At 67.1% G+C, this 7593-nt stretch carries 9 protein-coding genes; 5 read left to right on the top strand and 4 right to left on the bottom strand.

Going from position 1 to position 7593, the window contains the following annotated elements; translation table 11 throughout:
• Window positions 1–185 precede the first annotated feature (185 nt).
• Window positions 186–905: a TetR/AcrR family transcriptional regulator gene (locus ORI27_RS32465; protein ID WP_266001347.1), complete on the bottom strand. Its 720-nt coding sequence runs from the start codon at window positions 903–905 to the stop codon at window positions 186–188.
• Window positions 906–963: 58 nt separating this feature from the next.
• Between ORI27_RS32465 and ORI27_RS32460 the strand changes: the two genes are divergently transcribed.
• Both ORI27_RS32460 and ORI27_RS32455 read left to right on the top strand, forming a co-directional pair.
• Window positions 964–1740: an SDR family oxidoreductase gene (locus ORI27_RS32460; protein WP_266001345.1), complete on the top strand. Its 777-nt coding sequence runs from the start codon at window positions 964–966 to the stop codon at window positions 1738–1740.
• A gap of 14 nt (window positions 1741–1754) precedes the next feature.
• A complete protein-coding gene (locus tag ORI27_RS32455; protein ID WP_266001344.1) occupies window positions 1755–2072 on the top strand; it encodes a nuclear transport factor 2 family protein in 318 nt (105 codons plus the stop codon).
• 8 nt (window positions 2073–2080) lie between these two features.
• On the opposite strand, the gene ORI27_RS32450 is transcribed toward ORI27_RS32455, so the two are convergent.
• Window positions 2081–2623, bottom strand: coding sequence for an NADPH-dependent FMN reductase (locus ORI27_RS32450; protein ID WP_266001343.1), 543 nt, complete (start codon window positions 2621–2623; stop codon window positions 2081–2083).
• An 89-nt stretch (window positions 2624–2712) separates the two neighbouring features.
• Between ORI27_RS32450 and ORI27_RS32445 the strand changes: the two genes are divergently transcribed.
• Both ORI27_RS32445 and ORI27_RS32440 read left to right on the top strand, forming a co-directional pair.
• Window positions 2713–3303, top strand: a complete 591-nt coding sequence (locus ORI27_RS32445) for a TetR/AcrR family transcriptional regulator (RefSeq protein ID WP_266001342.1) — start codon at window positions 2713–2715, stop codon at window positions 3301–3303.
• Entirely contained in the window at window positions 3300–4346 is a 1047-nt protein-coding gene (locus ORI27_RS32440) for a DNA polymerase IV (RefSeq protein WP_266001341.1), read from the top strand. The genes ORI27_RS32445 and ORI27_RS32440 overlap by 4 nt, the downstream gene beginning before the upstream one ends.
• 3 nt (window positions 4347–4349) lie before the next feature.
• Here the strand turns inward: ORI27_RS32440 and ORI27_RS32435 are convergent, their stop codons facing one another.
• Together ORI27_RS32435 and ORI27_RS32430 are read right to left on the bottom strand one after the other, a co-directional pair.
• Window positions 4350–5219, bottom strand: coding sequence for an SDR family oxidoreductase (locus ORI27_RS32435; RefSeq protein WP_266001340.1), 870 nt, complete (start codon window positions 5217–5219; stop codon window positions 4350–4352).
• A 3-nt stretch (window positions 5220–5222) separates the two neighbouring features.
• Window positions 5223–5861 carry a TetR/AcrR family transcriptional regulator gene (locus tag ORI27_RS32430; RefSeq protein WP_266001339.1) on the bottom strand — a complete coding sequence of 213 codons (639 nt, stop codon included), beginning with the start codon at window positions 5859–5861 and terminating at the stop codon, window positions 5223–5225.
• Between the two features lie 130 nt (window positions 5862–5991).
• Here ORI27_RS32430 and ORI27_RS32425 point away from each other — a divergent pair, with 130 nt between their 5' ends.
• Window positions 5992–7476 carry a cytochrome P450 gene (locus ORI27_RS32425; RefSeq protein WP_266001338.1) on the top strand — a complete coding sequence of 495 codons (1485 nt, stop codon included), beginning with the start codon at window positions 5992–5994 and terminating at the stop codon, window positions 7474–7476.
• The last annotated feature ends 117 nt before the right edge of the window (window positions 7477–7593 follow it).

Raw genomic sequence — 7593 nt, 5'->3', positions numbered from 1 at the left:
CGACACTCATGCCGGGCTCATCCGGTACATCGAAGCGGCGGGCCTCTAGCGACGGCTACCGGCCCGCCGCTTCACCCTGCCCCTTGACAAAATGCACCCCATATCAGATCTACCACCGGGCACCGACATCTCCATTGCGCCGGACGTCGCAACGCGGCTTCGCAGCAACACCGCCCTTGCCTCGCTCAGGTGCACGTGTCGGCCATCCTGGCCAGCCACTCGCCGAGCAGTGTGCGTTCCCCCGCGCTCAACTCCGAGGCGCCGGCCCCTCCCGCACCCAAGAGCTCGGCCAGCCACGCTGCGACGTCGCCGACCTCACCGCCGGTCCCCGCGGTCCGACCCAACGCGGCCGTGGCGATCACACCACCCAGAACGTTCTCGCGCAGCGCGGTGGACAGCGTCAGATCGGCCGCTCCGGCGGGCTGGGCGATCAACTGCAGGGTGATCCCCACGTTGGCAGCCACGATCTGCTGAACCGCCTCGTCGACCGGCACCGACAGCAGACCGTCGCGATCGAGACGGTCTACCAGCACGCGCAGCCGCGCCTCGGCGACAGCGGTCACCTTGCACGGCCGGCCAGGCGCGATACGGCCGTATAGCAACACGTAGAACGCCGGATGGTCCAAGCCGTAGCGGACGTGATTGTCCCAACCTTCCCGCAGGTCAGCGATTACATCTCCGTCGGTGCCGCCGGTCGAGTACTGGCCGAGACCGTACTCCACCACCGCGTCCAACAATCCCTGCTTGCTTCCGAAGTGGTGATACAGAGTGGGCGCACCAACACCAGCGCGCGCGCAGATGGCCCGAGTGGACACCGGCTCGCCCGGCGCGGCATCGAGCAGTTCAGCGGCGGCCCGCAACAGGCGGTCGCGGGTGTTCTCACCCTCGCCTGAGTTGTCTTGCATGTCGCTATAGTATCTCTATATCGTCGCTATACTCGGAATCGAGGCCAGGAGAACTGCAATGCCCACGAATGAAAGCCCCGAGTTTGCAGGCAAACGGGCGCTGGTTACCGGCGGGACCAGAGGCATCGGACGAGCGATCGCCGAGCGCCTACGCGCCGGTGGAGCGACGGTGCTCGCGGCGGCGCGTTCCCTGCCCCCCGACCAGCCGCCGGAATCGGTGATCGTTGCCGACATCTCATCCGCGGCGGGCACCGACACCATCACCCGAGCCGTCACCGAACGCCTGGGCGGCATCGACATCATCGTCCACAACGCGGGTGGCTCCGGCCAGAACGCGGGCGGCGCCGCCACCACGACCGACGCTGAATGGTCGAACACGTTCGAGCTCAACTTCTTCGGTGCCGTACGGCTGGATCGTGCGCTGATGGCGACGCTGCCCGACGACGGTGCGATCGTTCACGTCACCTCTATCCAACGCCGAAACCCACTGCCCACGACACTGCCCTACGCCGCGGCCAAGGCCGCACTCGCCAACTACAGCAAGGCTCTGGCCAACGAACTGGCGCCACGCGGTATCCGGGTCAATACCCTCGCCCCTGGTTACATCGAGACCGAGTCGGCATATGAGATGGCGACCGATATCGCCGCCATCCATGGCGTCGATATCGACGAAGCCCGCAAGCAGGTCATGGCCTCCATAGGTGGCATTCCGCTCGGCGCCCCCGGCCGCCCCGATGACGTCGCCGAACTTGTCGCGTTCCTGGTTTCCGAGCGTGCCCGCTACATCACCGGAGCCGAGTACGTAATCGACGGCGGCAGCCTGCGCACCACCTGAATGAGAGGACCGACATGTCAATCATCGACGCGTATCTTCGCGCCAGCGCAGAACACGACACCGAATCGGTAGTCGCCACGTTCACACCCGACGCGACCGTCACCGACGAGGGCGTTACCCACACCGGGCTCGACGCGATCAGGCAATGGCGCGACTCCACCTCGGCGGAATTTCAGTACAAGACAACGGTTTTACAGACCGAAGAACTGCGTCCGCAGACATACCTGGTAACGGCGCGAGTGGCAGGCAATTTTCCCGGCCCGCCCGTGACGCTGAAGTACCAGTTCGCGCTGCGCGACGGGTTGATCGCGGATCTGACGATCGCGCCCTGACGACACGCTCAGCTCACCTCGGCGGCGAGTTTGCCAACCGCGTCGCGGACCGCGGCCGCCACCTGGGCGTTCTCCCGAGGGTGCTTGTCGTCGAGGACCTTGGCCGGAAGCGACAGCTTGATCGACTCCACCACACGCGGTCCGGCGATCCCGAAGGACTTGCGCGTCTCGTCGTGCGCCCACACTCCCCCGTATTGACCGTGGGAGGCCCCGATGACGGCCAGCGGCTTGCCCTTGAGCGCCCCGTTTCCGAACGGCCGCGACAACCAGTCGATGGCGTTCTTCAGCACGCCCGGAATGCTGCCGTTGTACTCCGGGGTCACCACCAGCGCGGCGTCGGCCTGCGCGGCGGCCGCCCGCAACGCCACCACCTCGGCGGGCGCAGCGTCGTTGTCGATGTCCTCGTTGTAGAAAGGCAGCTCGCCCAGCCCGTCATAGACGGTCAGCGCGACCCCATCCGGGGCCGACTCCGCCGCCAGTTCGGCGAGCTGGCGATTGATCGAGGCCGCCCGCAAGCTGCCTACCAGCGTCAGGACCTTGATATCGGCCATGGTCGCAATCCCTTCGGTTAGTCCTAGATCCTTGCACGACGCAACCGGACCATGGTCCGCTTTATTTCCCGCTGAGCTAAAGTGAGAGAGTGAGCGCCACCGACCTGCCGGTCTCCGCGCCACAGGAACGCGGCGACGCGGCCCGAAACCGGCTTCTCCTGCTCGACGCCGCGCGCACCCTGATCGCCGAACGCGGCGCCGACGCGGTGTCCATGGATGACATCGCCGCCGCCGCCGGCGTAGGCAAAGGCACCGTGTTCCGCCGCTTCGGCAGCCGGGCCGGGCTGATGATGGTCCTGCTCGACGAGGACGAGCGCGCCATCCAGCAGGCCATCCTGTTCGGGCCACCGCCCTTGGGCCCCGACGCGCCGCCGCTGCAGCGGCTCTTGGCGTTCGGCCGCGAACGGCTGCGCTTCGTCCAGACCCACGGCGACTTGCTCCTGGAAGTCAACCGCGACCCCGACGCCCGCCACAGCGCCCCGTTCGCGGTGATGCGCACCCACGTCAAGGTGCTGCTGGACGCCGCGGGTACCACCGGCGATCTCGACGCCCAGGCCGACGCGCTGCTGGCGCTGCTGGACGCCGACTACGTCACCCGCCAGCTCGCCGAGCGTGGCTGCACACTGGACGATCTCGGTGACGCCTGGGACAGCGTGGCGCGCAAGCTGTGCGGGAGATGAGCACCCCCGAATCCCGACTATGGGTCCTGCATGTGGACCTCGACCAGTTCCTGGCCTCCGTCGAGCTGCGACGCCACCCCGAACTGATCGGCCTGCCGGTGATCGTCGGCGGAAGTGGCGATCCGACCGAGCCCCGCAAAGTGGTGACATGCGCGTCCTATGAGGCCCGCGCCTTCGGGGTACACGCCGGGATGCCGTTGCGCAGCGCGGCCCGCAAGTGTCCGGACGCCACGTTCCTGGCGTCCGACCCAGCGGCCTACGACGAGGCGTCCGATCAGGTGATGGGCCTGCTGCGCGACCTCGGCCATCCGGTCGAGGTGTGGGGCTGGGACGAGGCCTACGTCGGCGCCCACATCGAGGACCCGGCGGAGCTGGCCGAGCGGATCCGTACGATGATCGCCGCCGAAACCGGGCTGGCCTGCTCGGTGGGCATCAGCGACAACAAGCAGCGCGCCAAGGTCGCGACCGGCTTTGCCAAGCCCGACGGGGTCTATGCCCTCACCGACGCCAACTGGATGGAGGTGATGGGTGCGCGTCCAGTGGATGCACTGTGGAGCGTCGGTCCCAAGACTGCGAAAAAGCTTGACAGTCTTGGCATTACATCGGTACGGCAGCTGGCCCACACCGACGCGGAGCTGCTGACCGCGACCTTCGGGCCGCGCACCGGCCTGTGGCTGCTCCTGCTGGCCAAGGGCGGCGGCGACACCACCGTCAGCGCCGAGCCATGGATCCCCCGCTCCCGCAGCCACGTGGTGACGTTCCCGCGGGACCTGACCGAACGGGCCGAGATGGACACCGCCGTCATCGCCCTCGCACGCCACGCCCTCGCCGATGTGGTGGCCCAGTCGCGCATCGTCGCCCGGGTGGCGGTCACGGTGCGCACCAACACGTTTTACACCCGAACCAAGATCCGCAAACTCGACGGGGCGACCGTCGACGAAGCGGAGATCACCGCCGCCGCACTGCGCGTGCTGGACCTGTTCGAGCTCGACCGCCCGGTGCGCCTGCTCGGAGTACGGCTGGAACTGGCTCCGCCGCAATGATATTCAGGACGGCGGCAGCGACCGAGCCCCGCGTGGCCGCAACGCCCGGGTGACGAACACGTTCACCCGCGTCATCGCCACGCTGTAGGGCCACCACGCCAGCCGCTTGAACGCATACAGGGCCCAGATGTCGGCCGAGGTGTAGATGAGGTAGCGGTTCTTGGCGATCCCGGTCAGCATCCGGTCGGCCACCTTCTCCGCCGAGACCGCATGGCCGCTGAACAGGCCGACCAGACGCTGCACCTTGGGGTGGTCGCGGTCGACCCCGGCGATGTGCACCGTATCCACCAGCGGAGTGTTGACCGCACCGGGAACCACTACCGAGACGCCGATGTTGTGGCGCGCGAGGTCGAACCGCAGCACCTCTGAAAGACCGCGCAACCCGAACTTGCTTGCGCTGTAGGCGGCATGCCACGGCAACGCGACCAGGCCGGCGGCCGAGGACACGTTGACCAGCTGGCCGCCCCGGCCGGCGGCCACCATCGGAGGCAAGAACGTCTCGATGACGTGGACGGGGCCCATCAGATTGACGTCGATCATCGAGCGCCAATGCTGGTGGGTCAAGTGTTCGACGGTCCCCCACGCCGAGATCCCGGCGATGTTCATCACGATGTCCATCGCGGGATGGCGGGTGTGGATGTCGGCCGCGAAATGGGCGACCTCGTGGTAGTCGGAGATGTCCAGCGCCCGGTGTTCGGGCACCGTCGCGCCCAGCGTGCGTACGTCGGCGACGGTCTGTTCCAGTCCCTCCGAGTTTACGTCGGTGAGGTAGAGCTCAGCGCCCTCGCGGGCCAGCCGCAAAGCGGTGGCCCGGCCGATACCGCTTGCGGCACCGGTGACCAACACCCTCTTGCCTGAAAAGCCCTGCGCCATAGGCTAGTCGCCGACCTGCCCGCCCCAAAGCGCATGCAGCCACAAGCTTTCCAGCACCTGCACCGCACGGTCCAGGTCGCGCTCCGGTCCTACGAAGGCGGATTCCCCGGACAACGTGAACGCCGTCGTCGCCGCAAGGGTACGGACCAGGCCGCGGATGTCGGCAGTGATCGGATCCGCGGTGCGATTGCGGATCTCGGCCTCGACGATCGGCACGATCTGGTCGACGACCGCCTCGTTGTACCCGTCGAGGATCTCGCGGATCTCGGCGTCGGTGTGGCGGGCCGCGTTGCACGCCGACATCACCGGATCGTTGTGGGCGTAGACCGCCGCGGCGCTGCCCACCATCCGCTTGGCGAACGCCGTCGGCGTCTCCGCGGGGCCGCGCGGGGCGAACGACTGGGTGAGTTCCTGGAGTTCGTGAGCGGCCTCGCCGACGATGTGGGCCAGCACCGCGTACTTGGAATCGAAGTAGAAGTAGAAGCCGGACCGGGCAACCCCGGCGCGGTCGCTGATCGTGCTGACCGACAGCTCGGCGAACGGCTTCTCTTCGAGCAATTCGCGCACGGCCGCGACGATGGCGTGCCGCTGCTTGTCGCCGCGGCGACGAGGCACCTCGACGGGATCTTGCTGCGCGGTCACCCGTTCACCTTGCACCACGTCGGGGCGGAAATGAAACTTGACATGCGTCAAGAATGTTGGCGAGGATAGGGATGCCTGTGGCCCCGGCCACAGGTATCCGGTTGCCCGCCCGCTTTGCCGAGGAGCGTCGATGCCAACGATCAGCACCCCGCAGCATCTGCTGGACCAGGCCAAACGCCGTGTCACCACGTCGCCGATGCTGACCCTGCCCGGCATGGGGCTGTTGGAGAAGCGGCTCAACGACCACGAGTGGCCCCAGCACCCGATGGCCCAGCCCCCGGCCGGCAGCGACCTCAAGCCGGTGATGGGCGACAGCGGCCTGCCGGTCATCGGCCACATGGTGGAGATGTTCCGCGGTGGGCCGGACTTCTGGTTGCAGAAGTACCGCAAGCACGGGCCCGTCATGCTGCTCGACTCGCCGATCATCCCGACGGTGGCCGCGCTCGGTCCCGATGCGGGGCAGGTGATCTATTCCAACCGCAACAAGGACTACTCGCAGCAGGGCTGGACTCCGATGATCGGAGCCTTCTTCAACCGCGGCATCATGCTGATGGACGGTGAGGAACACATGTTCCACCGCCGGATCATGCAGGAGGCGTTCGTCCGCAGCCGGCTGGCCGGCTACACCGAACAGGTCGACAAGGTCGTCACGCAGGTCGTCGCCAACGACTGGGTGACCGACGACCCCCGTTTCCTGCTTTACCCGGCGATGAAGGAACTCACCCTCGACATCGCCTCGATGGTGTTCATGGGCCACGAGCCGGGCGCCGACCGCGAACTGGTCACCAAGGTGAACAAGGCGTTCACCATCACCACCCGGGCCGGCAACGCGATCATCCGCACCGGCGTTCCACCGTTCACCTGGTGGCGCGGCCTCAAGGCGCGCGAATACCTGGAGGGCTACTTCGAGGAGCGCGTCAGGGAGCGGCGCGGCAAGGACGGCTCGGATCTGTTGACCGTGCTGTGCCAGACCGAGGACGAGGACGGCAACAAGTTCTCCGACGAAGACATCGTCAACCACATGATCTTCCTGATGATGGCGGCACACGACACGTCGACGTCCACGGCGACGACGATGTCCCACTACCTGGCCGCCAATCCCGAGTGGCAGGAGCGCTGCCGCGACGAGTCCGACCGGCTCGGCGACGGTCCGCTCGACATCGAGGCGCTGGAGAAGCTGGAATCGCTCGACCTGGTGATGAACGAGTCGATCCGGCTGGTGTCACCGGTGCAGTGGGCCATGCGCCGGACCGTGCGCGACACCGAGCTACTGGGGTACTACCTGCCCGAGGGCACGAACGTCATCTACTACCCGGGGATGACGCACCGGCTCGAGGAGCTCTATCCCGACCCGTACCGGTTCGACCCGGCCCGCTTCGCCGAGCCGCGCAACGAGCACAAGAAGCATCGCTACGGGTTCACCCCGTTCGGCGGCGGTGCGCACAAGTGCATCGGCATGGTGTTCGGTCAGCTGGAGATCAAGACGATCATGCACCGCCTGCTGCGCCGTTACCGGTTGCAGCTGCCGCGCCCGGGATATGAGCCGCGCTACGACTACGGCGGCATGCCGGTGCCGATGGACGGCATGCCGATCGTGCTGCGCCCGCTGCACTGAATTTCGTCCCGCGAGCAGCTGTCTGGGGGGCTGCGCCCGGTGGTGGAGGATGAAAATTTGGCCGTGGTGTTCGGCCTGGTGAGGTGCTTGCGTCGCAGACGGGCGGGGTCAACCATG

The sequence above is a fragment of the Mycobacterium pinniadriaticum genome (assembly GCF_026242045.1).
Classification (GTDB): domain Bacteria; phylum Actinomycetota; class Actinomycetes; order Mycobacteriales; family Mycobacteriaceae; genus Mycobacterium; species Mycobacterium pinniadriaticum.
Note: the sequence above shows the minus strand (reverse complement) of the source record. Positions and strands in the feature narration are given on the sequence as shown.